Below are 25,997 nucleotides of genomic sequence, written 5' to 3' on the forward strand. Positions count from 1 at the left end.
CGCAGCAGCGCTTGCACCCTGGCTCAACTACTACAACACTGAACGCATCCACACCGGCATCGGAACAACCCCCATCAGCCGAGTGTCACCAACGTCATGACTCAGTACAGCTAGCGCCCGGGGCCGACGGCTATCGCGTCACTTCTTCGAGCTCGCGTGCAAGTCTCCGATGTGGCCCGGCGCGGTGACGTCCAGGACGCGCTGGACGAACGCACCGTACTCATCCATGTAGTGCCGGAGAAAGTCCCTGGTGCCCGCATCGGTGATTTCGCCGTCGCCCGTGAAGACCGTCGGATCGAACTTGATGTACGCCTCCGGGGAGTTCAACTGGGGGGCATCGAGGAAGCTCAGCACGCTGCGCATGTTCGACTGCATGACGGCGGTGCCGATATTACCCACGGAGGCGCCGATGATTCCGGTGGGCTTCCGCGCGAAGGAGTTGGTCCCCCAGGGCCGCGAACCCCAGTCGATGGCATTCTTCAGGGCCCCCGGTATCGACCGGTTGTATTCGGGCGAAACGATCAGGATCCCGTCGGAGCCTTCGATGGCAGCTTTGAGGGCGCGCCCCTCCGGTGGATAGTCGGCGTCGAAGTCCTGGCTGTAGAGGGGAAGGTCCCGGATGGGGATTTCCGTGAAGTGCAGGTTCTCCGGGGCGAGCCGGATCAGCGCCCGGGAGAGCGTGCGATTGATGGAGGTGGAGGACAGGCTTCCGACGAAGTAGCCGATCCTGTGTGACGTCATTTCCGTGTTCTTTCCGGAGCGCCCGAACGGCCACGTCAAACGACTGTCCCCGGCATCTCCTGTGTGATGAGCCGACTCCTCCGTCCTATCACACAGTCGTGATCAGCCACACAGTCCGGATCAGCGGGTCATGCTCCGCGGCGGCACCGTGAAGCTGTCCCCGCCGTACTTCTCGTTGGCGACGCTCATGACATCCGGCCACATCCGGTGCCGGGCGGTCGCGGCCTGGCCGCTGTCGAAGTACGTCGTCCGCTGGTCCTGGCCGTCGCCGGACACGTTCACAACCCCGACGACGGTGGCGACCTTCGTGCTGGCCCCGCTCATCCAGGTGTCCTTGTTGTCGTCGGTGGTGCCGGTCTTGCCGATCATCGGCACCCGGGGCGTGGTGGCTCGGTAGGAGGCCGCCGCCGTTCCGCTCGTCATGACCCGTTGCATCGCATAACTCATCCCCGCGGCGACGTCCGTGCTGACGGACTGGGTGCAGTTCGACGTCGGCGCGGGAATCTCCGTACCGTCCGGCCCGGTGATCCTGTCGATCAGGATCGGCGTGCACGTCACGCCGTCGTTTGCGATCCCGGCATAGGCGGCCGCCATGGTGAGGGGCGCGATCTCGTTTGTTCCGAGCACGGATGCCGCGCCCTGCTCGAGCGCATTCCCGTCGGCACGGTGCACGCCGAATGCTTCGGCCGTCTTGCGAATGCCGCACAGGTCGAGTTCCTTGGCCATACCGATGAAACCCGTGTTGATCGACTGGATGGTCGACTGCAACGCCGAACTGTACGAGCCGTTCTCCGACGAGGAATCGTTCTTCGGGTTGAATGCCGCCCCGTAGCTTTGCGGCCCGTTGCAACTGTCCTCGAAGGTCCCCCAGTTCGACCGGGGCCGGGAACTCACGGACTCGGAGAGGGAATGACCTTCGTTGAGCCACTCGGCAAGGGTGAAGACCTTGTACGTCGACCCGGTCTGGAACCCGTTGGAGCCGCCCTGGCCGAGGTCGGTGTTGTAGTTGATGCCGCTGAAGTTGTCTCCGGTCGCCTGCACGGCAGGATCCTGGCTGTAGTCCTTGTTCTGGGCCATGTCGAGCACTCGCCCGGTTCCGACCTCCACACTCGTGATGACCCCGCCGACGTCCCAGCCCGGATACGTCGCAGGCACGTTCGCCTTCATTGTGGTCTCGGCGGCGGACTGCAGATCGAGGTCTAGGGTCGTGTAGACGTTGTACCCGCCGAGTCGCACGTTGGCCAGCCGTGTCTCGGCATCCGCCCCGAATGCCGGGTCGTTGCGAAGCGTTTGCATGACGAGGTCGCAGAAGTAGGCGCTGCCGCCTGCTGTCTGGCACCCGGTGCTCGGCTCGGTGATGGTCGGTTCGATCGGGGCGTTGATCGCTGCATCGTGATCTGCCTGGCTGATCTTGCCGTGCTCGAGCATCGCATCGAGGATGTAATCGCGCCTGTCCTTGTTGTCGGCATAACCGTTGGCCACACCGTTTGTCGCGCTGTCCGGCTTGTCGAGCTGGAATTTGACCGGGTTGTTGACGATCGCGACGAGGCTCGCGGCCTGCGGCAACGTGAGGTTGGCCGCCGTGGTGTTGAAGTAGTAGCTCGCCGCGGCCTCGATTCCGTAGACGGAGCCGCCGAAGCCCGTGATGTTCAGGTACTGGCGCAGGATTTCGTCCTTGGAGTACTTCTTCTCGAGGCCGATGGCGAGGCTCATCTCCTTGAGCTTCCGGTCGGGGCTCGCCTCGGTGGCCGTGTTGTAGCAGTCCGCGCGTTCCGTCTCGTCGGTGAGCGCTTCGCACTTCTGCACGAGCACGTTCTTCACGTACTGCTGGGTGATCGAGGAGCCGCCCCTGGCTGTGCCGGTGAAGACGGTCGAGACGATGCCGGTCACGGTGCCCCAGATGTCGACGCCCCCGTGGTCGTAGAAGCCCGGATCCTCTCCCGAGGTCGCGGCATCCTTCACGAACGGGCTGATCGCGTCGAAGGCGACCTCGACGCGGTTCTGGTCGTAGAACGACGCGAGGAGGTAGGGGGTTCCCGCGCTCGTGGTCGCATAGAGGTTGCTCTTCTGCGACAGCCGGCCGATCTCGAGGTCGTCGGGCAGGTTCACGGCGATGACGGTCACGACGGTCGCGATGACGGCCACGACGACACCCATTGCGATCAGGACGATGGAACGACGGCGGAGTCGACGGCCCTTCTTCCTGCTGGGCGGCGAAATTGTCATGGTACGACTATGGCTTTCATTTCTGGACGAGTGGTACGAAGAAGGCGGATGCCGCCGGACCCGCGGGTCCACCGGCATCCGCCTTGGAGTGGCTGCTAGGCGTCGACGACGACGGAGGTGATCACCGGGATGCGGCGGTACTTACGCTGCATCCACCGTGTCACACTCTGGGTGAAGATCTCTTCGAGCTCGGGCCCGTCGACGATCTTGACCTTGTTCGCCGCGCGGAGAGCGTCGTCGATGGACTTCGTCGCGCCCTGGATCCAGGCGTTGTCCTGCACGAAGCCGCGGGCGATGAACTCGACCGGTTCGACGAGCGCGCCGGTGCGGGTGTCGAGGATGCCGAGGATCGTGACCGCGCCGTCGTTGGAGAGCTGCACGCGGTCGGCGAGGGCCTCTTCGGAGGCGACACCGCCGACGGTCATGCCATCGACGAGGACGATCTCGGCCGGAACGCGGCCGACGATCTTGGCGACGCCGTCGACGAGGTCGACGACCACGCCGTCTTCGACGACGAGCACCTGCGCCTCGGGGACACCCGTGCGGATCGCGAGCTCGGCGTTGGCCTTGAGGTGGCGCCATTCGCCGTGGATCGGCATGACGTTCTTGGGCTTGACGAGGTTGTAGCAGTAGACGAGCTCGCCGGCGCTCGCGTGGCCGGAGACGTGCACCTTGGCGTTGCCCTTGTGCACGACATTGGCGCCCCAGCGGGTGAGGCCGTTGATGACCCGGTAGATCGAGTTCTCGTTGCCGGGAATGAGCGAGCTCGCGAGGAGGACGGTGTCGCCCTCGCCGATCTTGATCGTGTGTTCGCGGTTCGCCATCCGGGAGAGGGCTGCCATCGGCTCGCCCTGCGACCCGGTGCAGATCATCGTGACCTGGCTGTCCTTCATCCGCTCGAGCGCCTTGACGTCGACGATGAGGCCCTTCGGCACGTGCAGGAAGCCGAGTTTCTCCGCGATGGCCATGTTGCGCACCATCGAGCGGCCGACGAAGGCGACCTTGCGGTTGTGCCTGGCCGACGCGTCGATGACCTGCTGGATGCGGTGCACGTGGCTCGCGAAGCTCGACACGATGATACGGCGCGGCGCGGTGCGGAACACCGAGTCGATGGCCGGGCGGATGTCTTCCTCGGTCATCGTGAAGCCGGGAACCTCGGCGTTGGTCGAGTCCGTCATGAAGAGGTCGACGCCCTCTTCACCGAGACGGGCGAAGCCGGGGAGGTCGGTGAGGCGGTTGTCGAGCGGGAACTGGTCCATCTTGAAGTCACCGGTCGCGAGCACGAGGCCGGCTTCGGTGCGAATGGCGACGGCGAGTCCGTCGGGGATGGAGTGGTTCACCGCGAGGAATTCGAGGTCGAACGGGCCGAAGCTGCGACGCTGGCCTTCCTTGACCTGCTGGAGCTTGGGGGTGATCCGGTGTTCTTCGAGCTTGGCGCTCACGAAGGCGAGGGTGAGCTCGCTGCCGACGACGGGGATGTCCGCGCGCTCGCGGAGGAGGTACGGAACGCCGCCGATGTGGTCCTCGTGGCCGTGGGTCAGCACCACGGCGACGACGTCCTGCATCCGGCTGCGGATGTAGGAGAAGTCGGGCAGGATCACGTTGACGCCGGGCTGGGTCTCCTCGGGGAACAGCACCCCGCAGTCCACGATGAGCAGCTTGCCCTTGTGTTCGAAGACGGTCATGTTGCGACCGATCTCGCCGAGGCCGCCGAGGGGGACGATGCGCAGTCCCCGCTTGATGAGGGACGGCGGGCTGTTCAGGTCGAGTTCGTGCTTAGTCAATTAAATAAACTCATTTCTTGGCGAAACCGCGCACAGGGCAACCGGTCTCATAGCCGGCGCCGGGTCTATCCGGCAGCCGTGGTGACGGGGTTATGCAAATCAGAAGGTGATGCGCGCGTCAGGTCGCGAGGCCGTGAGCCTCATTCGACTGGGCGAAGCCGTGGAAAGCCATCCGGGTGTGTGGAACCGCAGAGCGTGAAAGCGCAGCTGTGGATGGCCGTTGAATCGCGCTGTCAACTCCCAATTCTACCGCATGCGGGCCGCCAGCTCCCCCGGCGGTTCTCCCGCCGTCCCCAGCCGACTCGGAGACTTCGCTAATAGCCTGCGATTATGCCTTCTTCTTCCCCCCTGTACGACGCCCCGCTCACCCTCATCGACGGCACGGAGACGACATTCGCCGACTACCGCGGCAAGACCGTTCTCGTGGTCAATGTCGCATCCAAGTGCGGCTTCACGCCCCAGTACGCGGGCCTCGAGGCCCTCTACGAGCGCTTCAAGGACGACGGCCTCGTCGTCCTCGGCCTGCCGTGCAACCAATTCATGGGCCAGGAGCCCGGGGAGTCCGCCGACATCGAGGCGTTCTGCCAGCTGAACTACGGTGTCACCTTCCCGATGACCGAGAAGGTGGATGTCCGGGGCAAGCACCAGCATCCGCTCTACGCCCAGCTCACCAGGTTCAAGTCCGGCCTGCTGCCCGGCCTCGTCAAGTGGAATTTCGAGAAGTTCCTCGTGAACGCAGAGGGCCAGATCGTGGACCGCTTCGCCTCGACCGTCGAACCCGAGTCACCAGAGCTCGTCGGCGCGATCGAGAAGACGCTCGCCTCCGCCGCCGCCTGACCCGGGTTCAGTAGCTCGAGGTGCAGACGCAGAGCTCGTTGCCCTCGACGTCGGCGAGCACCCACCACTCGGGGGCGTGCTCGTCGGTGAGCAGCGTGCCGCCGGCCTCGACGATCGCGCTGACGCGTTCCTCGGCGTCGTCACCCGGCACGTAGACGTCCAGATGGATACGATTCCGGTCGGTGCGGGCAATCTCCATGTGCTGGAACCAGACCCTCGGCCCATGACCCCGCGGGTCGACGAGTTCCACGTCGCCGTCGCCGTCGGCCGGCAGCTCGACATAACCGAGGCCGACGCGCCAGAACGGCCGGATCGAGTCGGCGTCCGTGCAGTCGATCGCAACGTCGTACCGGGCGGGCGTCACGGCCCTGCCTTCCGCACCGAGCTCATTCGCGAGCGCCTGGATCTGCAGGGCGAGCCGGAGGTCGCGTTCGGTCACGCCGCCGAGATCATGCGAGCGGAGCCGGAAGGCGACCGTCCCGTAGCCGAGTTCGACGTCGGGATGGTGGCCTGCGGCATCCGCCGCCTCGGCGACGCGGTCGAGGAAGCGCACCGCAGAGGCGAAATCGCTCGTGCGGTAGCTCGCGTGCAACGCTCCATCGAGGTGTACGAACGGGCCGCCCGCGAGCACGGGGCCGGTCTGCACGGGACTCTGGATCGAACCGGTTGCGCTCATGTACCTCACTCTGCTCCGGCGCCCGCCGGCGGTCAAGAGAATGAGGCCTGCGAAAGCCGGCGGGAAGCGCGGCGGACCGCCGCGGTGACCCTCCCGACGCGTCCTTCACGGATGCGCCCTCGCGGGGCGTAACACTAATCACTTTGCCCTATTCTGCGGGCCTCCTGCGTGCTAATCTCATGCGTTATGCACAGTCTGGACAGGGTCGACCTCCAACTCCTCCGCGCCCTCTGCGTAGAGCCGCGCAGCACCTTCGTGGCCCTCGCCCAGCGGCTGGGATTGTCCAGGAACACCGTGCAGGCGCGGATGGCACGGCTCGAAGAATCCAACGCGTTCCTGGCCTTCGATCGCCGGATCAATCCGATCGCCCTCGGCCACCCCCTGACGGCGTTCATCCAGGTGCACCTGCAGCAGAAGAGGCTCAGCCAGATCGTCGCAGAACTCAACCAGATCCCCGAGATCGTTCAGGCCCACGGAATGAGCGGGTCGACGGACCTGCTCGTCCTCGTCGTGTGCACGGATGCCGACGACCTGTTCCGCATCGACGGCACGATCCTTGCGTGCGAGGGCGTCGATCGCACGGAGACCTCGCTCGCCATGGGCGAGCTGATCCCATACCGGATCACCCCGTTGCTCGACCGGGTGACCCGGGAGCGCGGCCCGGCGAACCGCGCCGACGTCGATATCGACGACGAGGCCTGAGTCCGACGGAACGACCGCCCCGCACCGCGCAGTGTCCACAATCTATTTGATAAATTCATCATATAGGTATATAAAGAAGTAATGATGTTTAGTGGCGTAGACCCCCGGTGAGCGTCACCAGACTGACCTCCCTCATCCGTCGCAGCGGGCGGATCGCCGAGCAGGCCCCGCAGGCCCCCGCCCTCTTCCCCGGCGCCGGGATCTTCGGCGGCAGCATCCAGGTGCGCTTCATCAATGCCGGCGGCTGCAACGACTGCGCCCAGGAAGTCGCCAGTGCCTTCGGCCCGGTCTACGACGTCGAGCGCTACGGCGTGCGGCTCGTCGCCTCGCCTCGGCATGCTGACGTGCTGCTGATCTGCGGTTCGGTGACCAGGAACATGATCGAACCGCTTCGGCGCACGGTCGTCGCGACCCCCACCCCCCGTTTCGTCGTCGCCGTCGGCGACTGCGCGATCACCGGTGGCGTCTTCGCCGACGGCTACGGTGTCGCCGGCCCGGTGTCCGACTTCGTGCACGTCGACCTCGTTGTCCCCGGTACTCCGCCGGAGCCTGCCGCCATCGTCGAAGCCCTCCGACGGATGACCGGGCGATGAACGCCGTCCAGTCCGGCCTCGTCGTCCAGGCCCTGCTCGCGCTCGCCGCCGTTGCGACCGGCCTGCTCAGTCCCGTCTCGTGGCGGTCCCGCGCGACCGGCGCGCTCTGCGCCCTCCTCGGCGTCGCCGGCATCGTCACGGGGGCCGCAGCGCTCGGCGGGGCGAACGGCGCCCTGACCATCCCGCTCGCTCTCCCGATCGATCCCCTCGTGCTCTCCCCTGACCGGCTCGGCGGCCTCTTCATGATCGTCGTCTCCGCGGTCGGCGCCCTCGTCTCCCTCTTCGGGATCGGCTCGGCCCGCGGCGCGGAGGCCTCACGCACTTCCTGGGCGGCCATGGCCGTCTTCCTCGGCGGCATGCAGCTCGTTCCCGCCGCGACCGACGTCGTGTCCTTCCTGCTCCTCTGGGAGATCATGACCCTCGGCTCCACCGTGCTCCTCCTCGCCGACCACGCGAGCCGGAGCACCGTCTACTCCGCCGCGATCTGGTACTCGGCGATGTCCCAGCTGAGCTTCTTCTTCGTGCTCGCCGGCTTCGGCGTGCTCGTGGCCGCCACCGGCGGCACCGGCTTCCAGACGCTCGCGACCGTGCCGGCCGATTCCTGGCCGGCGAACCTCGCATTCGTCCTCCTCCTGCTCGGCTTCGGCGGCAAGGCGGAGCTCGTCCCGCTGCACGTCTGGGTTCCCCGGGTGCTGCCCGAGGCGCCGAGCCACGTCGCCGCGGCGATGAGCGGCGCAATGGTCAAGATCGGCGTTTACGGCGCGCTCCTCGTCTGCGTGCGCCTGCTGCCCTCCGGCCCGCCGTGGTGGGGCGTGCTCATCCTCGTGCTCGGCGGTGTGTCCGCCGTGTACGGCATCCTGCAGGCCTCCGTCGCGAGCGACCTCAAGGTGCTGCTGGCCTACTCGACCACAGAGAACATGGGGCTCGTCTTCCTCGGCCTCGGGGCATCCGTGTTGCTGCGCAGTTACAACGCGACGGCCGCCGCAGACGCCGCCCTCGTCGCGGCCCTTCTGCTCATGGTGAGCCACGCCGCCTTCAAGACGACCCTCTTCCTCGGTGCCGGCGCCGTCGCGCACGCGACCGGCGAGCTCAACCTCGACCGCCTCGGCGGCCTGGGCAAACGGATGCCGTGGACGGCAGGCACGTTCGGCCTCGCCAGTCTCGGCGCGGCATCGCTCCCGATCACGAGCGGCTTCGTCGCCGAGTGGATGCTGCTGCAGGCGCTGATCCACGGTGCCCGGCTCGACGGTGAGGTCGTTTCCGTCGCCGCGTCGATCGCGATGCCGCTCGCCGTCGCCGTGCTCGCCCTCACCGCGGGACTCGCACTGCTGACCTTCGTCAAGGCATACGGCATCGCATTCCTGGCCCGGCCGCGCTCCCGGAAGGCGAGCATCGCCCGCGAGGTGCCCTGGGTGATGCGCGTCCCCCTCGTGCTCGGCGCCCTCGCCGTCGTCGGCCTCGGGCTCATGCCCGGCCCGCTCGCCGCGGCCATCGCCGCGGCCGTCGGCCCCGTCATCGTTCCCGACGTGCACACCGTCGGCCTCGCCGGCGTCAGCCTCTCCGGAATCGACGCCGTGCTCGACCCTGGCACCCTCGTCATCCTCGCGGGACTCGTCCTCGTGCCGATCCTCGTCATCGTCGCCCTCGGCGCCCGGCGCCACCCCACCCGGGTGGACCCGCTGCCCTGGGCCGGTGGCGGCTCGAGGCTCCGGCCCCGGATGCAGTACACCGCGACCTCATACGCCGAACCACTCGTGCGGGTCTTCGACGACGTGCTGCGTCCGTCGCGCGACGTCGAGGTCACCCATGTCGGCGAGTCCAGGTACCTCGTCGAGAAGGTGCACGTCGAACAGACCGTCTCCGACGTGATCGAGACCCGGCTCTACCGGCCGGTCCTGAACGCGGCCCAGCGCTTCGGCCTCGCCGCCCGGCGCGCCCAGGACGGCAGCATCCACCGCTACCTCGGCTATTCGTTCGCCGCCCTGCTCGTCGTGCTGATCGCGGTGTCGCTGTGATGCGCGTGGGCACGGGCGCTGCGGCGCACGCGGTTGAGCTGACCTGGGCCGGCATCGGGGCCCCGATCCTGATGGCCGTGCTGCAACTCGCGCTCTTCGTCTTCCTGGCCCCGCTGTTGATCGGCGTGATCCGCCAGGTGCGCGCCCGGCTCGAGGGCCGCGCGGGGGCCGGAATCTGGCAGCCCTGGCGCGACGTGCGGAAGCTCCTCGCCAAGGAGCCTGTGCACGCGGCGGACTCGAGCTGGATGCTGTCGGTCGGCCCGATCGTGCTGCTCGTCTCGAGCCTGCTGCTCTGCGTGCTGCTCCCCCTCGTCGGCACCCTCGCGCTCCCGCTCATCCCGAGCGACCTCTTCGTGATCGTCTCTGTCATGCTGATCGGCGTCGTCGCGCTCGCCCTCGTCGGGCTCGACGGCGGCACCGCGTTCGGCGGGATGGGCTCGAGCAGGCACATGACGGTCGCCGCCCTCGTCGAGCCGACCCTGCTCCTCTCGATCTACGCCCTCTCGATCCCGGCGGGCAGTTCGACGCTGTCGCTGATCGTGCAGACCCGGCTCCAGACGCCCGCCGTGATCATCTCCCCCGTGAGCCTGCTCGCGATGGTCGCCCTCGCGATCGCGATCATGGCCGAGACGAGCCGGCTGCCCATCGACAACCCCTCGACGCACCTCGAACTCACGATGCTGCACGAGGCCATGGTGCTCGAAAGCTCCGGGCGCGACCTGGCCTGGCTCGAACTGGGCTCCTGGCTCAAGCTCGCCGCCCTGCTCGGCCTGCTCGGCAACCTCATCGTGCCGTGGGGCGTCCTCACCGACTTCACCGTGCCCGGTCTCCTCCTCGGCGCCGTCGCAGTCGCCGCCAAGGTGCTCGCCCTGGGCACCGCGCTGAGCGTCGGCGAGGTCTTCCTCGCCAAGGCGCGCCTGTTCAGCGTGCCCGAGCTGCTCGCGGGGTCGTTCGCCCTCGCCCTGCTCGCCGTCACCGCCTCCTACCTGGTCGCTTAGGAGCATCCGTGTTCGAAACCACCTACCCGCAACTCATCGGCCTCTGCACCGGCACGCTGCTGCTCACGAGCGCGCTGATGGTCTGGCGGCACTCGATGCTCGCCTCGATCCGCCTGCTCGCCGTACAGGGCCTCGCCCTGGCCGCGCTCGTCGCCGTGATCGGCGTGCAGAAGGGCGAGCTCGAGGTCATCCTCGTCGCCGTGCTCGTGCTGCTCGTCAAGGGCCTCGGCCTGCCGTGGGTGCTCGCCCACGAGTCGAAGGCGACGACCCGAACGGATGAGGCCCCGCGCCTGAACCCGACGGCCTCGCTCCTGACAGTGGCCCTGCTCACGATCCTCGCCTATGTGGTCTCCAGCCGGGTGCTGGCCAGGGACACGAGCGTGTCCGCGCACGCCGCGCCGATCGGGCTCGCCATGGTGCTGATCGGCTTCCTGCTGCTCGTCACCCGGAGGCAGGCGCGGTCGCAGCTGATCGGCTTCCTCGTGCTCGACAACGGCATCGCGACCGTCGCCTTCCTGACGAGCGGCGGCGTCCCGCTCGTGCTCGAGCTCGGCATCTCCCTCGACGTGCTCCTCGTCGTGATGATCCTCTACGTCTTCGCGGGGCGGATGCACAACAAGTTCGGCAATACGGACATCGACCAGCTGAGAAAGTTGCATGACTGATGGCCCCGTCCCTGTCCTTCGCACTCTGGACCCCGCTCGCCCTCCCGGTGCTGTTCGCGCTCCTGAGCCTCACGGTGCCGTCCCCGCGGCTGCGCCGGCTCGGTCCGATCGCCTCGAGCCTGGCCGTGCTCGCCTCCGGGGTGATCCTCGTCGTCGCCGCGCTGCACGACCAGGTGCCGACTCTCGGCGGCGTGCTCCGCGCCGACGCCCTCTCGGCCTACCTGCTCACGGTCGTCGGAGCCATCGGCCTCGTCTCGACCTGGGGCGGACTCGGCGGCGGCGGCCACTCCCAGACTCCCGCGCGCTGGGCGGGCTCCTACGACGGCCTGATCTCGGTGTTCCTCGCCGCCATGTCACTCGCCGTCGTCGCTGACAACATCGGCCTGATGTGGGCCTCGATCGAGGCGACGACGATCACCACCGCGTTCCTGGTCGGCGCGCACCGCACCGGCAAGTCCCTCGAGGCCTCCTGGAAGTACGTGATCCTCGGCTCCGTCGGCGTCGCGATCGCCCTGCTCGGCATCCTGCTGATTTACGCAGCCTCCCGGGCCACCGGCGAGGCGACGCTGTCCTGGCTCGTGCTCAGCCAGCCGGGCCTGCCCCTCGACCCCGCACTCGTCCGTGCCGGCGGCGCCCTCGCTGTGCTCGGCTTCGCGACCAAGGCCGGCCTCGCACCGATGCACAGCTGGTTGCCGGATGCCCACAGCCAGGCGCCCGCGCCGGTGTCCGGCCTGATGAGCGGCGTGCTGCTTGCGGTCGCCCTGTACGCGATCCTGCGGGTGCAGACCATCACGGACGCCGTGATCGGCCCGGACTTCCTCCGGGCGATGCTGAGCGTGGCCGGCCTGCTCTCCCTGTTCGTCGCCGCCGCCCTGCTCATCCGCCAGCGCGACTTCAAGCGGATGCTCGCATACTCGAGCATCGAGCACATGGGCCTGATGGCGATCGGCGCCGCGGTCGGCGCCGCCGCCCTGCCGGCCGTGCTGCTCTACATGCTCGGCCACGGACTCGTGAAGGCGACGCTCTTCGTCGTCTCCGGCCGGATCCTCGAGGTAGAGGGCACACCGACGATCGCCAACGTCCGGGCGCTGCTCGTGCGCCGCCCGGGGCTGGCGATCCCGTGGCTCGTCGCGATGGCGGCGCTCGTCGGATTTCCGCCCTTCAGCATCTTCTTCTCCGAGGTGGGCATCATCCTCGCCGGCTGGTCCGCAGGCATGGGCGTCGTCGTCGGCATCGCCCTTGTCCTCCTGCTCGTGATCTTCGCGAGCCTCACCCGGCTCACCGTCGCGCTCACCATCGGTTCCCCGCACGACGCCCTCGACCACACCCCGCCGATCCTGCCGAAGCAGGTGACCCCGCGCGCGACCGCGCCGGGGGACGAATCGGACGCGGACCGCGAAGCCACGGTCCTGTCCCGCCGCGAGGCGGAGGCAGGGATCGACGGTGCCGGAGTCGTGAACGGTGTCGCTCACGTCGCTGACGGCGGGAGCGGTCCTGAACCGTTCCCGATGACCTCCAACATCCGCGTGGCCGCTCCGTTCCCCGACACCGTCGCCGTGACCGTCGTCGACGTCGTCGTCGCGCCGGACCGCTCGACCCACGGCCCGCTGCTCCCCCTCGTGCTCGCCCTCGCCACCTGCGCCGTCGTTCCCTTCATCGCGAACCCGGTCGGCGTGCTGCTCGTGCGCGCCGCCGCCGTACTGGGAGGAGCCCACTGATGACCAACCGCGACACGCCTGACCTGAATTCGGCGACGCCCGGCCCACCGATCCCCCACGCACCGGTCCCCCACGCTCCGGTCATGCCGGCGGCCCCGGCCCGGCCCGAGATCCGGGTGCTCGTCCGCGACCGGCTGCGGCAGGAGGCATCCGCCCTGCTGGACAGCGGCAACCGGCTCGCGATGATCGCCTGCCATGACGACGGAGACGCCCTGCGCGTCGTCTACTCGTTCGCGGGCGTCTTTCCCCGCCGGCAGGTCGACCTCGTCGTTCCGGTGCCGTACACCGACGCCTGGGTGCCGAGCATCGCCGACCTGTCCTACCCGGCCGGCAACTTCGAGCGCGGGATGCGGGACCTGTACGGCGTACGCCCGGCCGACCACCCGCAGCCGTACCGGCTCGTGCGGCACGGGCACTGGCCGCGCGGCTGGTACCCGATGCGCCGCGGCGCGCGGGTGACCCCCCGGTTCGAGCCGGACGTCGAGTCCTTCCCCTTCGTCGAGGTCGAGGGACCCGGCGTCTACGAGATCGCCGTCGGCCCGATCCACGCCGGGATCATCGACCCCGGCCACTTCCGGTTCTCCGTCGTCGGCGAGACGATCGTGCGCATGGAGGCCCGCCAGTGGTACATGCACCGCGGCGTCGAGCGGCTCTTCGAGGGCCGCAGGCCGGCAGACGGCCTCGAGCTCGCCGAGCAGGTCACCGGGGACACCGTCGTCGGGCACTCCCTCGCATACTGCATGGCCGTCGAGGCCGCGGCGGGCATCGAGGTCCGCGAGACCGACCGGCTGCTGCGCGCCCTCCTGCTCGAACTCGAGCGGATCTACAACCACGTCTCCGACCTCGGCTCGCTCGCGAACGACGTCGGCTTCGGGATCGTGCATTCGCACACCCAGCGGCTGCGTGAGACGCTCCTGCGACTCAACAAGACCGTCACGGGCCAGCGCTTCCTGCGCGGCGGCTTGCGGATCGGGGGCGCCCGGGTGCTCAGCCTGCCGGACCCCGAGGTGCTCCGCGGCGTGGCCGCAGACATGCAGGAGATCATCGCGATCACCCTCGGCCACGCGATCGTGCGCGACCGGTTCACCGGAACGGCGCCGCTGTCCGGGGCCCAGGCCCGCGCGATCGGCACCCTCGGTTACGTCGCGAGGGCGTCGGGGATCGACGCGGACTCCCGCAGGGACCACCCGTTCGTCGACCTCGGCCCGGCGTTCCACGTCGTCACCGAGACCGGCGGGGACGTGCTCGCCCGGTACCGGGTGCGCGCGGGCGAATTCGCGGTCTCGATGGCCGTGGTCATCGACCTCGTGGCGCGCCTCGGCGAGCACCTCGGCAGCGGCACCTCGGTCGACCCGGCCGTGCCCGGCACCGGGCTGGCCTTCGTCGAGGGCTGGCGCGGAAGCATCTGCCACCGGGTCGAGCTCGGAGCCGGCGGTGTGCTCAGCCGGGTCAAGATCGTCGACCCCTCGTTCTTCAACTGGCCGGCGCTGCCCGTCGCGCTCGCGGACACGATCGTGCCCGACTTCCCGCTCGTCAACAAGAGCTTCAACCAGTCCTACGCAGGCAACGACCTCTGATACCCGCCCGCCGTCGCGAAGCGGATGCCGCTAGCGCTCGTCCTGCTCGATCGTGCGGAGGAGCGCGTGGGAGTCTTCGAGACTCGCGACCAGCATCCGCTTCGCAACGGTGAGCAGTTCGGCGACGCCGGCGTCACGGACCGCGTAGAAGATGGTGTTGCCCTCACGGCGGGTGACGACCACGCCGGCGCGGCGCAGCACACCGAGTTGCTGGGAGAGGTTGGAGAGCTCGGAGCCGAGCACCTCCGCGAGGCTGCCGACCGAGCGTTCGCCGCCGACGAGCTGTTCGAGCACTTGCACGCGCAGCGGATGCCCCAGCGACTTGAACAATTCGGCCTTGAGCTGGGCCATGGGCAATCCGGTCATCGGCACCGTTTGATTATATCGCCAATTTATAATGTTCTCAAATAGTTGGGGCTGGGCACGGAAAAGGCCCGCCCTGCCGAAGCAGAACGGGCCTTCCGTCTAACCGACTAACCTGGCGAGAGGTTGTCGGCAGAACCCTAAGACTACGCCTCGGTGGACACCGATGCGACCTCGACGACGGATTCGGCGGACGCCGACTCGTCTTCGAGGACCGGGGCGAGCGACAGCTTGCCACGGTCGTCGATCTTGGTGATCTCGACGAGGACCTTCTGGCCGACTCCGAGCACGTCTTCGACGTTCTCGACGCGCTTGCCACCGGCGAGCTTGCGGACCTCGCTGATGTGCAGCAGGCCGTCCTTGCCGGGGAGGAGCGAGACGAAGGCGCCGAACGCGGCGATCTTCACGACGGTTCCGAGGAACTGCTCGCCGACCTCCGGGTTGGTCGGGTTCGCGATCGCGTTGACCTGGGCACGGGCGGCCTCTGCCGAGGGGCCGTCCACGGCGCCGATGTACACGGTGCCGTCTTCCTCGATCGAGATGTCTGCGCCGGTCTCGTCCTGGATCGCGTTGATCGTCTTGCCCTTCGGGCCGATCAGCTCTCCGATCTTGTCGACGGGGATCTGGACGCTGATCACGCGGGGCGCGGTCGGTGCCATCTCGTCGGGCTTGTCGATGGCGGCGTTCAGCACGGCCAGGATGGTCGTACGAGCATCCTTGGCCTGCGTGAGCGCACCGGCAAGCACAGAGGCGGGGATGCCGTCGAGCTTGGTGTCGAGCTGGATCGCGGTGACGAACTCGCTCGTGCCTGCGACCTTGAAGTCCATGTCGCCGAGGGCGTCTTCCGCACCGAGGATGTCGGTCAGGGCCGCGTAGCGGGTCTTCCCGTCAACGGTGTCGGAGATGAGGCCCATCGCGATGCCCGCGACCGGGGCGCGCAGCGGCACACCGGCGTTGAGCAGGGACAGGGTGGACGCACAGACGGAACCCATCGAGGTCGAGCCGTTGGAGCTCAGCGCCTCGGAGACCTGACGGATGGCGTACGGGAACTCCTCGCGCGACGGCAGCACGGGGACCAGGGCACGCTCAGCGAGCGCTCCGTGGCCGATCTCGCGACGCTTCGGCGTGCCGACCCGGCCGGTTTCACCGGTGGAGTACGGCGGGAAGTTGTAGTTGTGCATGTAGCGCTTCTTGGTGACCGGGCTCAGGGAGTCGATCGTCTGCTCGAGCTTGAGCATGTTCAGCGTCGTGACACCCAGGATCTGGGTCTCGCCGCGCTGGAAGATCGCCGAACCGTGCACGCGGGGGATGATCGCGACCTCGGCGTCGAGCGGGCGGATGTCCGCAAGCCCACGGCCGTCGATGCGGATGCCCTCGTTGAGCACGCGGGAGCGCACGACGAGCTTGGTGACCGACTTGTACGCGGCGGAAACCTGGCCTGCTGCGCTCGCGTCGAGCTCGCCGGCTTCGATCTTCGCGGCGATCGCCGTCTTGACGCTCGCCTTGAGGGCGTCGTCAGCGTTCTGACGGTCGACCTTGTCGGCGATCTGGTAGACGTTCTTCAGCTCGTCATAGGCGAGCGCGGCAACGGCGTCGTAGGTGGCGGGCACGTACGGCGGGAACACCGGGTAGTTGCCTGTCGGCTTCGCGGCCGCGGCTGCGACCTTCTGCTGCGCCTCGATGAGCTGCTTGATGAAGGGCTTCGAGGCTTCGATGCCCTCGGCGATGACCTCTTCGTTCGGCTTGATGGCGCCGCCCTGGATCAAGGTCCAGGCGTTGTCGGTGGCTTCGGCCTCGATCATCATGATCGCGACGTCTTCGCTGCCATCGGCATCCGTCACAACGCGGCCGGCGACGACCATGCTGAACACGGCCTCTTCAACCTGCGAGTGCTTCGGGAACGCGACCCACTGGCCGGAACCGTTCTGGTCGGGGATGAGCGCGACGCGGACGCCACCGATCGGGCCGGAGAACGGCAGGCCGGCGATCTGGGTCGACATCGACGCGGCGTTGATCGCCAGCACGTCGTAGTACTCGTCCGGCGCGATGGCGAGGACGGTGACGACGACCTGGATCTCGTTGCGGAGTCCGTCGACGAACGACGGGCGCAGCGGCCGGTCGATCAGGCGGCAGGTGAGGATCGCCTCGGTCGACGGGCGACCTTCGCGACGGAAGAAGCTGCCCGGGATGCGGCCGGCAGCGTACATACGCTCCTCGACATCGATGGTCAGCGGGAAGAAGTCGAAGTTTTCCTTGGGCTGCTTGCTCGCGCTCGTGGCGGACAGCAGCATCGTCTCTTCGTCGATGTATGCGGCGGCAGAACCCTGCGCCTGCTGGGCGAGACGGCCGGTCTCGAAGCGGATCGTGCGAGTGCCGTACTTGCCGTTGTCAATAACGGTTTCGGCGAACGTGATTTCTGGACCCTCCATATGGGGGTTCTCTCCTTTTGTGTTTGCTTCTCGCCATTCCGGCGATGAAGACTTGCGCACCCGTATGGCGCGCAAGGCGTGCGGACAATCCATAGATTGGCCTCGCCAAGTCTAACAGAGCGCTCTTGCTCCGGATCTGCGCTTAAACGGCGGCGTCGAAGACCGGGCCGTCGACGCAGACGAGGGGACCCTCGACCGCGGGATCCGTGCGGACCGGGGCCGCGCATCCGTGGCAGTAGCCGAGCCCGCACGCCATGTGCGCCTCGAGGGAGGCCTGCACGGGCACGCCCCATTCGGCGCCGAGTTCTGCGGCGAGCCGGGTGAGGACGCCGGCGCCGCAGACGAAGACGACGTCGGGCGGACCGGCGGCGAACTCGCGGCGCAGGAGAGCCCCGAGTGCGGGAAGGTCGGCGGTGCCCTCCGCGTCGGTGACCGGGATGAAGCGCGCACCGAGTTCGGCGCATTCGGCGGAGCCGATGAGGCTCCCCCTGGTGCGTCCGCTCGCGACGAGCGTCGCCTCGATGCCGCGGGCCGCCGCATCCTCGACCGAACCCATCACGGCGCACACGCCGACGCCGCGGCCGATCATCAGTGCCCGGCGGGTTCCGGACGGGAACTCGAAGCCGCGGCCGAGCGGCCCGGTCACGAGCAGCCGCTGCCCCGGGTTGACCGCGGCGAGTGCGGTCGTGCCGCGGCCGGCGACGCCGTAGATGACCTCGATCGTGCCTCGCTCGGGGTTCCGGCGGTGGATCGCCATCGGGCGTGGCAGCAGGATCCGCTCTCCACCGTGCGGCGGGACCGTGATCATCAGGAACTGCCCGGCGAGCGCGGTTGCCGCGATCGTGCCGCAGGACAGGGTGAGCCGGTGGTAGCGCTCGCGCACGACCTCGTGATTGACAACCGTCGCCTCGTCCCAGACCGGCTCGGGGCGCGGCCCGGCCTCTGCGGGGCGCACGGACAACAGGCCGTCGAGGGCTGCGGCATCCGCTGCGGCGAAGGCGGCCTGCCTGGCGAGCGCCGCCCGGGTCTCCGCAGCGGTCGGCGGGGTCTTCATCGGGCTCATTGGGCTCTCCAGAGGTCGATGAGATCGCGGATGCCGGTGACCCCGTCGTCCGCGCAGCGCTGCTGCAGGGTGCGCACGATCTCGACCATCGCGAACGGGCGGGCGAAACTGGCGGTGCCGACCTGCACGGCGGACGCACCGACCGAGAAGTAGTCGAGGGCGTCGTCCGCGGTCTCGATGCCGCCGCAGGCGATCACCGGGATGTCGACGGAGCGGGCGGCGAGCCAGACCAGCCGGAGCACGATCGGCCGGATCGACGGCCCGGAGAGGCCGCCGATGACGTTGCCGATCGCGGGGGCGCGGGTGTACGCCTCGAGCGGCAAGGCGGGGATCGAGTTGGCGACGCAGACGGCGTCTGCGCCTGCTGCCTGGGCGGCCTGGGCGCACTCGGCGATCGAGGAGGCGAGGACGGGGAGCTTGACGATGATCGGCTTGTCGGTCTCGAGCCGCACCGCAGCGACCGCGCTCTCGATGGCGTCCGGGTCCGAGCCGATGTCGGTGCCGTCGCGGTCGAGGTTGGGGCACGAGACGTTGAGCTCGAAGGCGTCGCCTGCCGTGCCGAGGTCGCGCACGACGGGGGCGTACCCGGCAGGCCGGTGCGCGCCGACGCTGATGATCACAGGCGGGCCGAGGGCGGCGTAACGCGGGTGCAGTTCGGCGAGGTAACCGGCGGCGCCGCGGCTCGGGATGCCGACGCTGTTGACCATGCCGGCCCGGATCTCGGTGAGCCGGTGCGCCGGGTTGCCGCCGCGCGGCACGCCGAAGACGGTCTTGGTCACGACGGCGCCGAGCTCGTCGACGGGGATGAGCCGACCGAGGGCGGGTCCGAAACACCCGGAGGCGGGCATCATCGGGTTCCTGAGGCGCAGGCCGCCGATGCTGACGCTGAGGTCGACCGTGGCGACGGGGGCCGGGCGGGCGGCGAAGAAGGTGCGGCGGGCATCCGTCGTCGGCCGCGGGGTCTCGCTCAACTGGCCTGCCTTCGGGTCCACGGGAGGGAATATCGTCCCGTTCCGCGGTCCAATTATCGCGTGCGTTTCCGTGGATGTTCAAATCAGCCGTTCGCCGCCGCCATCCTCGTCCTCCCCAGCCGCGCGGTCTAGGCTCGACCCCAGCGCCGGTCACCCGGCGCGAGGAAAGGATCCAGTCGTGACGAGCCCCACACCCGTGACCGATTCGATTGCCGGCCCCGAGGGAGGAGCCCCCTGGTGGACCTCGGGTGTCGTGTACCAGGTCTATCCGCGCAGCTTCGCGGATGCCGACGGGGACGGGATCGGTGACCTCGCCGGCATCCGCGGCAAGCTCGGCTACCTCGCAGAGCTCGGGGTGGATGCCCTCTGGCTGTCCCCGGTGTACCCGTCTCCGCAGCACGACAACGGCTACGACATCAAGGACTACGAGGACATCGACTCCGTCTTCGGTGACCTCGCCCAGTTCGACCTGCTCGTCGCCGAGGCCCACGAGCTAGGGATCAGGATCGTGATGGATCTCGTGGTCAACCACACGAGCGATGAGCACCCCTGGTTCCTCGAGTCGAAGAGCAGCCTGACCAACCCGAAGAGGGACTGGTACTGGTGGCGCGAGCCGAACGCCTCGAACGGTCCGCCGAACGCGTGGGGCAGCTTCTTCAGCGGCCCGGCCTGGACCCTCGACGAGGCGACCGGCGAGTACTACCTGCACCTGTTCGCGGTGCAGCAGCCCGACCTCAACTGGGAGAACCCCGAGGTGCGGCAGGCCGTCTACGCGATGATGAACCGGTGGCTCGACCGCGGCGTCGACGGCTTCCGGATGGACGTGATCAACTTCATCGCCAAGCGGGTCGAGCTCGTCGACGGGCCCGCCCCGTCGCGGGACGCCTCCTGCCCGATGGGCCCGCAGATCCACGACTATCTGCAGGAGATGCACGCGGCCGTGTTCGCCGGGCGCCCCGGTGAGCACCTCACGGTCGGCGAGATGCCGGGGGTGACCACGGCGGACGCCGTGCTGTTCACCGACCCTGCCCGGCACGAGGTCGACATGATCTTCCAGTTCGAGCACGTCTCCCTCGACCAGGGCGCGAACAAGTTCGACGCCCTCCCCCTTGACCTGCCCGCGCTCAAGCGGAACCTCGCTCACTGGCAGACCGACCTCGCGGAGACCGGCTGGAACAGCCTCTACCTGAACAACCACGACCAGCCCCGTCTGGTGTCCCGGTTCGGCAACGACGCCGAGTACCGCTACGAGTCCGCCACCCTCTGGGCGCTCGTGCTGCACCTGCAGCGCGGTACCCCGTACATCTACCAGGGTGAGGAGATCGGGATGACGAACGTGCGGTTCGACTCCATCGCCGACTACCGCGACATCGAAACGCTCAACCACTACCGTGAGGCCGTCGAGGAGTTCGACGGGTCACCTTCAGGCGTTCTCGCCGGGGTGCACGCGATGGGCCGCGACAACGCCCGAACGCCCATGCAGTGGGATGCGTCGCCGAACGCGGGCTTCAGCACGGGAACGCCGTGGCTCGCGGTCAACCCGAACCACACCGGGATCAACGTCGCCGCCGACCGTTCGGGCGAGAGGAGCGTGTTCCGGTTCTACCAGGAACTGATCCGGCTCCGGCACGAGAACCCGGTCGTCGCCCTCGGCGACTTCGGGCTGCTCGAGCCCGATCACGGGCAGCTCTGCGCCTTCACCCGCTCGCTGGCCGGTGAGACGCTCCTCGTCGTGGCCAACGCAGCGGATGCCCCCCTCGCCGCGCCGCTGCCCGCCTCGGTCGCCGCTCTACTCGCGACGGCCACCCTCCTCCTCGGCAACTACCCGCCCCAGGAGTCGGCAACCCTCCGCCCCTGGGAGGCCACCCTCTACCGCCTCCCCTAGGCGTCTTGCCCCCGCCCGGCCCGCGAGAGTACGAAAATGGCCCCTTCAGCCACACGGAAAGGGCCGAATTCGTACTCTCGCGGAACGGATTGGCGGAAAGGGTTCGTCGCGGGAGGGGTCAGTCGCGGAGCGAGTTCTCCTCTCGGACGGCCTCGGTGCGTACGGTCTCGTCGAACACGCGCTTGGCCTCGATGCCGACCACGGAGTGGCGGCGCCCGTAGGCGAAGTACACGGCGAGGCCGATCAGGAGCCACACCGCGAAGCGCACCCAGGTCAGGGTTGTGAGGTTCAGCATCAGCCAGAAGCACAGCACGGCCGAGAGGATCGGCAGGTACGGGGAGAAGGGCACCTTGAAGGCGCGCTTGAGGTCCGGCCGCTTCTTCCGCAGCACGATCACGGCGATGCTGACGAGCACGAACGCCGAGAGCGTTCCGATGTTGATCATTTCCTCGAGGACGCCCACGTTGGTGAGGCCGGCGATCAGCGCGACCGCCGTGCCCGCAATGATCTGCACCCGCGCCGGCGTGCCGCGCTTCGCCGAGGTGACGCTGAGGCCGCGGGGCAGCAGGCCGTCACGGCTCATGGCGAAGAGCACCCGGGACAGCCCGAGGAGCAGCACCATGATCACGGTCGTCAGGCCGATCAGGATGCCGACCGAGATGACCTCGGCGGCCCAGCCGGCTCCGACGGCGACGAAGGCCGTTGCGAGGGAGGCGTTCGGGTCCTGCGCGAGCACCGTGTACGGCACCATCCCGGTCAGTACGAGGCTGACGCCGAGGTAGAGCACGGTCACGATCGCGAGCCCTGCGAAGATCCCGCGCGGCAGGGTCTTCTGCGGGTTCTTGACTTCCTCGGCGCTCGTGGCGACGACGTCGAAGCCGATGAACGCGAAGAAGACGAGGGAGGCGCCCGCGAGCAGGCCGAAGAGGCCGTACTGGGCCGGGTGCGCACCGGTCATGAAGGAGAAGAGGGACTGCATCCAGACGTCGCCGTCTCCACCCGTCGTCTGGATAGCGGCGGGGATGAACGGCGAGTAGTTCGCCGGGTTGATGAAGAAGGCGCCGGCGACGATGACGAAGAGCACGATCGCGACCTTGAGGATCGTGAAGACGCTCGCGACCCGCGCGGAGAGCTTGGTGCCGAGCACGAGGAGAGTCGTGAAGATCGCGACGATGACGAAGGCGCCCCAGCTCACGTCGAGGCCGAGAATGTTGATGGTCGCCGGCACGTTCCAGTGCAGGAGTTCGAAGACGCTCGAGAGGTAGATGCCCCAGTACTTGGCGATCACGGCGGCCGCGGTGAGCATCTCGAGGATCAGGTCCCAGCCGATGATCCAGGCCAGGAGCTCGCCGAGGGTCGCATAGGTGAAGGTGTACGCCGAGCCGGCGACCGGCACCGCCGACGCGAACTCCGCGTAACACATGATCGCGAGGGCGCAGGTGAGGGCGGCGAGCAGGAACGCGAGCGTCACCGACGGGCCAGCGTAGCTGCCGGCCGCCTTTGCTCCGACCGAGAAGATCCCGGCGCCGACGGCAACGGCGACACCCATGACCATGAGGTCCCAGGTGCCGAGGGTGCGCTTGAGATTGTGGCCCTTTTCGAGGGAGTCGGCCATCGAGGCCTCAATGCTTTTGGTGCGCCAAATGCTCATAACAGGGGGATATCCATTTCGTTGGGTACCCGCCCAGCCTACGACTCCCCCTGTCCGGGGTCTCACGGAACGGTGACGACGACCTTCCCCCTGGCTTGTCCGGCGTGCTGGTAGCGGATGCCGTCTGCCGCATCCGCGAGGGGAAACGTCCGGTCGATCACGGGCCGGATGGTGCCGGCCTCGAGCAGTTTCCCGAGGGTCTCGAGGTCGTCGGCGCCCTCGGCGGAGACGACCCCGCGCAGGGTCTGCTTCACGAAGCCGGACAGCAGGAGGGCACGCAGCTGGCGGTCGATCCCGCCGAACACGGCGCCACCGCCCTCTCCGCCGACGATGACGAGGGTGCCGGTCGGGGTGAGCGCCCGGCGGAGCCGGGACAGGGTGGGATTTCCGGCAATGTCGAGGATCAGGTCCCAGGTGTTCCTTCCGTCCGCGAAGTCCTCGCGGGTGTAGTCGATCACCTGTGCGGCTCCGAGCGACCGGACGAGGTCGACCTTGCCGGTGCTGCAGACCCCGGTCACCGTCGCGCCGAGCGCCGTGGCGAGCTGGACGGCGAAGGTTCCGACGCCGCCGCCGGCGCCGATCACGAGGACCCTCTGGCCCGCCTCGACCTTCCCGGCGTCGCGGAGGGCGTGCAGGGCGGCGCACGCCGAGACGGGAACGGCGGCGGCATCCACGAACCCGAGGTTCGCCGGTTTCGGGGCGAGCCGGTCGGCCGGGACCCGGGTGTACTCGGCGAACGATCCGGTGAGCGAGGTGCCGAACACCTCGTCGCCGACCCGGAACCGGGTCACGCCGGCCCCGACGGCCGCGACCGTTCCCGAGACATCCCGCCCGCGCACCCGGAGCTTCGGGGCCCGGAGCCCGAAACCGAACAGCCGGAGCAGGTAGGGACGCCCGGCCATCAGATGCCAGACGCCGGCGTCGATCCCGGCGGCCTGGACCCGGACGAGCACCTCGTCGGCTCCGACCTCCGGCTCGTCGATGTCCTCGAGGTGGAGGACGTCTGCGGAACCGTACTGATTCTGGACGAGGGCCTTCATGATTCTTCTCCTGACGGGGTGAGGGGCGGGGTGAGGGATGGCGTCGGGTACTGGAACACGTCGTCGAGCGGGACGCCGAAGGCGTGGGCGATCAGGAACGCCAGCTCGAGCGACGGCGAATAGCGGCCCTGTTCGATGGCGATGATGGTCTGGCGGGTCACGCCGGTGCGGTCGGCGAGATCGGCCTGGGTCATCTCGCCGTGGGCGAAGCGGAGCCGCCTCATGTCGTTGGTGACCCGGGTCGGCTTCGCGGAGGTCGCTGACTTCGCCGGCCTCACCATTGGGGCAGGCCCCTCCGGTAGGCGACGAGCCGCGCGATTCCGCCGAGGACCGCCGAGAGCACGAACGCGAGGTACACCGCGTTGGCGATCCAGAAGTACGGCAGTTGCAGCAGGGCCATCAGGAGGGCGGCGACGCCGCCGATCACGACGAACGACTGGCCGACGGTGTCGCCGAACCGGGCGATCTCGCGGTCGCGCTGGTCAGCCTGCCCGGCGTCCCGCGGCGACAGGATCGAGACCAGGATGTCGAGCACGATCGACACGACGATGGCGCCGCCGATGGTCCAGAGCAGCGCAGGCACGTAGGGCACCTCAGGGAGAGGGATGCCGTCCTCCCGGATCAGGATGAAGCCGAGATAGGTCGCGTACGCGGCGATCGCGGTGCCGAGCCTGATCCAGGCTCGCTTTTCCAGGGCTGACATCGGACTCCTTGAGGGCCGTGAAACGGTGCGAAGTAAAGCTGACATGACTCAATGTAAAGAAAATCATACTTCGTGTCAAGGAAAAGCTACATCTTCGTTGCCGGCCCCCGGTTCGCGCCGGCTCAGTCCGATGCCCCGGTGAGGGACCACGCCGTGACGGAGACCTCTCCGCCGGCGACGATGTCGAGGGTGCTCGGCCAGGAGCCCCGATCGAGCCCGGGATACAGGGCCGCGTACAGCGTGTAGGTCACGGGCACGTCTGCGGTCGCCATGGCATCCCAGCCGAGTCGGGTGATGGCGAATCCGCCGGCCGGGACTTCGATGGGATGGGGGCCGTCGTCGGTGGTCATGAAGGAGCCGCCGTGCACGAGCGTGACGGCGAGGTAGGAGCCGGCCTGGTCAGCGAAGGCGAGATCGGGGTAGCCGTTGAGCGTGCACGGGACGTCGCTGAAGTTCATGGCCTGGATCGACACGGTGCGGTGTCCGGTCGCGGCATCGGGATCCCCGAGCAGCACCGCCGTGTCTTCCTTCGTGCACCATCCGACGGGAGCCACCGCCGCGTCGGGAGCAACGGTCGGCGGGGGCGTGACCTGGACATCCGGATCGGGGACGGCGCCGAGGGTGTTGCCGTCGGCGAGGGCGTTCTCCGCCGCGGCGTGGAGTCGCTCGGCGCGGCTTCCGAATCCCGCCCCGAGGCCGGAGAGGACCAGGACGGCGACCATGATGCCACAGAGAACGGCGAGCGGGTGCCTGCGAAAGGGGCCGGTCGCGACGGGCGCAAGGGCGGCATCTGCGGTCGACCCGGTTGCGGAGGCGGGCACCCGGACCCGGCGCAGGGCGAGCAGGGCCGGCAACCAGCCCCAGGCGATCCCCCAGTATCCGCTGAGGAGCATGGACTCGCCGGCCGGATCGAGCACGAACGCCGCGCGCGACGGCGGGAATGCGGAGATGATCGCGCTGATCACCCACGGGAGGGTGGCAAGGAAGCCGGTCAGCACGGCCACGAACCAGAGGGCGAAGAACCGGGCGGCGCGGGATCCGTCCGTCCTGTCCACGATCAGGCGCGCCAGGACCAGGTAGACCACGAAGACGCCCGCCGCTGAGGCGAGCGGTGCCAGGCCGGCCCACGGCCAGGACCAGAACCAGACGTTGCTCGGAATCGTCTCAGGCAGGAGGTGCTTCACGAAGGCGGTCGGGACGAGGCCGAACCAGGTCAGGAAGCCGAATGCGCCGGCGCACACGACCCACCATGCGGAGGCAACGAGGGCGGGAATCCAGAAAAATGGGCTGTGGCCGGGCCTTGTCATCATCCGAGCCTACGTCACTCCCCCGTCGACGGGCCCTCTCTGCGCTGGCGCGA

22 protein-coding genes are annotated in these 25,997 nt (G+C 68.4%); 9 read left to right on the forward strand and 13 right to left on the reverse strand.

What is annotated here, in order from left to right; all coding sequences use genetic code 11:
- Nucleotides 1–138 precede the first annotated feature (138 nt).
- From E3O46_RS02165 to E3O46_RS02175, 3 genes are all read right to left on the reverse strand, one after another.
- Nucleotides 139–741: an NADPH-dependent FMN reductase gene (locus tag E3O46_RS02165; RefSeq protein WP_134561018.1), complete on the reverse strand. Its 603-nt coding sequence runs from the start codon at nucleotides 739–741 to the stop codon at nucleotides 139–141.
- 120 nt (nucleotides 742–861) lie between these two features.
- A complete protein-coding gene (locus E3O46_RS02170) occupies nucleotides 862–2,967 on the reverse strand; it encodes a transglycosylase domain-containing protein (RefSeq protein WP_166788307.1) in 2,106 nt (701 codons plus the stop codon).
- 95 nt (nucleotides 2,968–3,062) lie between these two features.
- Entirely contained in the window at nucleotides 3,063–4,751 is a 1,689-nt protein-coding gene (locus E3O46_RS02175; protein WP_277612950.1) for a ribonuclease J, read from the reverse strand.
- Between the two features lie 330 nt (nucleotides 4,752–5,081).
- On the opposite strand from E3O46_RS02175, the gene E3O46_RS02180 reads away from it, so the two are divergent.
- Entirely contained in the window at nucleotides 5,082–5,588 is a 507-nt protein-coding gene (locus E3O46_RS02180) for a glutathione peroxidase (protein WP_134558605.1), read from the forward strand.
- 7 nt (nucleotides 5,589–5,595) lie between these two features.
- Here E3O46_RS02180 and E3O46_RS02185 read toward each other — a convergent pair whose 3' ends face one another.
- Entirely contained in the window at nucleotides 5,596–6,264 is a 669-nt protein-coding gene (locus tag E3O46_RS02185; protein WP_134558604.1) for a VOC family protein, read from the reverse strand.
- Between the two features lie 186 nt (nucleotides 6,265–6,450).
- Here E3O46_RS02185 and E3O46_RS02190 point away from each other — a divergent pair, with 186 nt between their 5' ends.
- From E3O46_RS02190 to E3O46_RS02220, 7 genes are all read left to right on the forward strand, one after another.
- Complete coding sequence (locus E3O46_RS02190; RefSeq protein ID WP_134449609.1) at nucleotides 6,451–6,966, forward strand: Lrp/AsnC family transcriptional regulator; 516 nt, start codon at nucleotides 6,451–6,453, stop codon at nucleotides 6,964–6,966.
- A 107-nt stretch (nucleotides 6,967–7,073) separates the two neighbouring features.
- Nucleotides 7,074–7,559, forward strand: a complete 486-nt coding sequence (locus E3O46_RS02195) for an NADH-quinone oxidoreductase subunit B family protein (RefSeq protein WP_134561020.1) — start codon at nucleotides 7,074–7,076, stop codon at nucleotides 7,557–7,559.
- Nucleotides 7,556–9,574, forward strand: coding sequence for a proton-conducting transporter transmembrane domain-containing protein (locus tag E3O46_RS02200; protein ID WP_134561021.1), 2,019 nt, complete (start codon nucleotides 7,556–7,558; stop codon nucleotides 9,572–9,574). Before E3O46_RS02195 ends, E3O46_RS02200 begins: the two co-directional genes overlap by 4 nt.
- Nucleotides 9,574–10,572 carry a respiratory chain complex I subunit 1 family protein gene (locus E3O46_RS02205; protein ID WP_134449606.1) on the forward strand — a complete coding sequence of 333 codons (999 nt, stop codon included), beginning with the start codon at nucleotides 9,574–9,576 and terminating at the stop codon, nucleotides 10,570–10,572. Before E3O46_RS02200 ends, E3O46_RS02205 begins: the two co-directional genes overlap by 1 nt.
- A gap of 8 nt (nucleotides 10,573–10,580) precedes the next feature.
- Nucleotides 10,581–11,237, forward strand: a complete 657-nt coding sequence (locus E3O46_RS02210) for a hypothetical protein (RefSeq protein WP_134449605.1) — start codon at nucleotides 10,581–10,583, stop codon at nucleotides 11,235–11,237.
- Nucleotides 11,237–12,955, forward strand: coding sequence for a proton-conducting transporter transmembrane domain-containing protein (locus E3O46_RS02215; RefSeq protein ID WP_198413677.1), 1,719 nt, complete (start codon nucleotides 11,237–11,239; stop codon nucleotides 12,953–12,955). The genes E3O46_RS02210 and E3O46_RS02215 overlap by 1 nt, the downstream gene beginning before the upstream one ends.
- On the forward strand, nucleotides 12,955–14,532 hold the full coding sequence (locus E3O46_RS02220) for a hydrogenase large subunit (protein ID WP_198413678.1): 1,578 nt from the start codon (nucleotides 12,955–12,957) through the stop codon (nucleotides 14,530–14,532). Before E3O46_RS02215 ends, E3O46_RS02220 begins: the two co-directional genes overlap by 1 nt.
- A 30-nt stretch (nucleotides 14,533–14,562) precedes the next feature.
- Here the strand turns inward: E3O46_RS02220 and E3O46_RS02225 are convergent, their stop codons facing one another.
- From E3O46_RS02225 to E3O46_RS02240, 4 genes are all read right to left on the reverse strand, one after another.
- Nucleotides 14,563–14,898 carry an ArsR/SmtB family transcription factor gene (locus tag E3O46_RS02225; protein ID WP_134449604.1) on the reverse strand — a complete coding sequence of 112 codons (336 nt, stop codon included), beginning with the start codon at nucleotides 14,896–14,898 and terminating at the stop codon, nucleotides 14,563–14,565.
- Between the two features lie 143 nt (nucleotides 14,899–15,041).
- Nucleotides 15,042–17,324, reverse strand: coding sequence for a polyribonucleotide nucleotidyltransferase (locus tag E3O46_RS02230; RefSeq protein ID WP_134449603.1), 2,283 nt, complete (start codon nucleotides 17,322–17,324; stop codon nucleotides 15,042–15,044).
- A gap of 142 nt (nucleotides 17,325–17,466) precedes the next feature.
- A complete protein-coding gene (locus E3O46_RS02235) occupies nucleotides 17,467–18,387 on the reverse strand; it encodes an iron-sulfur cluster-binding protein (RefSeq protein ID WP_198413679.1) in 921 nt (306 codons plus the stop codon).
- Nucleotides 18,384–19,379 (reverse strand): dihydroorotate dehydrogenase, encoded by a 996-nt coding sequence (locus E3O46_RS02240; RefSeq protein WP_241975287.1) that lies wholly within the window; start codon nucleotides 19,377–19,379, stop codon nucleotides 18,384–18,386. The genes E3O46_RS02235 and E3O46_RS02240 overlap by 4 nt, the downstream gene beginning before the upstream one ends.
- A gap of 157 nt (nucleotides 19,380–19,536) precedes the next feature.
- Between E3O46_RS02240 and E3O46_RS02245 the strand changes: the two genes are divergently transcribed.
- The gene (locus tag E3O46_RS02245) at nucleotides 19,537–21,243 is read left to right on the forward strand and encodes an alpha-glucosidase (RefSeq protein ID WP_277612951.1); all 1,707 of its coding nucleotides are present in this window, start codon (nucleotides 19,537–19,539) and stop codon (nucleotides 21,241–21,243) included.
- Nucleotides 21,244–21,361: 118 nt separating this feature from the next.
- Here the strand turns inward: E3O46_RS02245 and E3O46_RS02250 are convergent, their stop codons facing one another.
- The 5 genes from E3O46_RS02250 to E3O46_RS18520 all read right to left on the reverse strand — a co-directional run bounded on the left by E3O46_RS02250 (nucleotide 21,362) and on the right by E3O46_RS18520 (nucleotide 25,944).
- Entirely contained in the window at nucleotides 21,362–22,894 is a 1,533-nt protein-coding gene (locus tag E3O46_RS02250; RefSeq protein ID WP_134561023.1) for an amino acid permease, read from the reverse strand.
- Between the two features lie 62 nt (nucleotides 22,895–22,956).
- The gene (locus E3O46_RS02255) at nucleotides 22,957–23,934 is read right to left on the reverse strand and encodes an NAD(P)-dependent alcohol dehydrogenase (protein ID WP_134558599.1); all 978 of its coding nucleotides are present in this window, start codon (nucleotides 23,932–23,934) and stop codon (nucleotides 22,957–22,959) included.
- On the reverse strand, nucleotides 23,931–24,215 hold the full coding sequence (locus tag E3O46_RS02260) for a helix-turn-helix transcriptional regulator (protein WP_134449598.1): 285 nt from the start codon (nucleotides 24,213–24,215) through the stop codon (nucleotides 23,931–23,933). The genes E3O46_RS02255 and E3O46_RS02260 overlap by 4 nt, the downstream gene beginning before the upstream one ends.
- Nucleotides 24,209–24,637 carry a hypothetical protein gene (locus E3O46_RS02265; RefSeq protein ID WP_134561024.1) on the reverse strand — a complete coding sequence of 143 codons (429 nt, stop codon included), beginning with the start codon at nucleotides 24,635–24,637 and terminating at the stop codon, nucleotides 24,209–24,211. The genes E3O46_RS02260 and E3O46_RS02265 overlap by 7 nt, the downstream gene beginning before the upstream one ends.
- A 122-nt stretch (nucleotides 24,638–24,759) precedes the next feature.
- Nucleotides 24,760–25,944 (reverse strand): DUF4232 domain-containing protein, encoded by a 1,185-nt coding sequence (locus E3O46_RS18520; RefSeq protein WP_241987321.1) that lies wholly within the window; start codon nucleotides 25,942–25,944, stop codon nucleotides 24,760–24,762.
- Between the last annotated feature and the right edge of the window lie 53 nt (nucleotides 25,945–25,997).

The sequence above is a fragment of the Cryobacterium glucosi genome, from assembly GCF_004402235.1.
GTDB classification, from domain to species: Bacteria; Actinomycetota; Actinomycetes; order Actinomycetales; family Microbacteriaceae; genus Cryobacterium; species Cryobacterium glucosi.